We start from the raw sequence: 717 nt of genomic DNA, 5'->3' as shown, positions 1-717 counted from the left end.
CCTATGTCGAGCAGCAGCTCATCACCGTGCTGAAACCCGGCGACATCGTCGTCATGGATAATCTGGGAAGTCATAAGTCGGCGGCGATCAGGCAGATGATCAAGGCTGCCGGCGCCAGGCTTTGGTACCTGCCACCCTACTCCCCCGACCTCAACCCGATCGAGCAGGCCTTCGCCAAGATCAAGCATTGGATGCGACAAGCTCAGAAGCGTACCGTCGAGGACGCTTGGCGCCACATCGGCCACCTCGTTGCGACGATCGAACCCGGCGAATGCAAAAACTACTTCGCAAACGCCGGATACGCTTCCGTCAAAACGTGAAAGACTCTAGCGCTTCGGCAGGGATTATGTCGGCGATATCGGGATGGACCTCGCCCAAGACTACGAAGCGAATCGAGGAGATGTCGGCGTCGACCAGTTGACGAATCAAATCGAGATACTTGTTTTTGACAAGGCGGCTATTCATGTAGGCGCCATCATCGAAAACATGGATCACGAATACCCTCCAGCGCAGCGCTCGCAACCGTTGTAGATCCCGCCCCTTCATTCCTACAAGCGTCGTGAAAATCCGGATGCCATGGCCTTTGGCGTAAGCGTGCTCGATCTGTGCCGCAAGCACGGGGTCAGCGACGTCTCGATTTACAACTGGAAGGCCCGCTTCGGCGGGATGGATGTCTCCGAGGCTCGGCGACTGAAGGCTCTGGAGGACGAGAACACG

At 57.2% G+C, this 717-nt stretch carries 3 protein-coding genes; 2 read left to right on the top strand and 1 reads right to left on the bottom strand.

Translation table 11 applies throughout. From position 1 onward, the window contains the following. Positions 1–320, top strand: a 320-nt coding sequence (locus NKI24_RS35840) for a transposase (RefSeq protein ID WP_352750930.1), incomplete at its 5' end; no start/stop codon positions are given. On the opposite strand, the gene NKI24_RS35835 is transcribed toward NKI24_RS35840, so the two are convergent. Then, on the bottom strand, positions 310–495 hold the full coding sequence (locus tag NKI24_RS35835; protein WP_352750927.1) for a hypothetical protein: 186 nt from the start codon (positions 493–495) through the stop codon (positions 310–312). The genes NKI24_RS35840 and NKI24_RS35835 overlap by 11 nt on opposite strands. A gap of 81 nt (positions 496–576) precedes the next feature. Here NKI24_RS35835 and NKI24_RS35830 point away from each other — a divergent pair. Continuing rightward, positions 577–717, top strand: a 141-nt coding sequence (locus NKI24_RS35830; RefSeq protein WP_352750933.1) for a transposase, incomplete at its 3' end; no start/stop codon positions are given.

It is taken from the genome of Mesorhizobium sp. M0701 (genome assembly GCF_040320365.1).
Taxonomy (GTDB): domain Bacteria; phylum Pseudomonadota; class Alphaproteobacteria; order Rhizobiales; family Rhizobiaceae; genus Mesorhizobium.
Note: the sequence above shows the minus strand (reverse complement) of the source record. Positions and strands in the feature narration are given on the sequence as shown.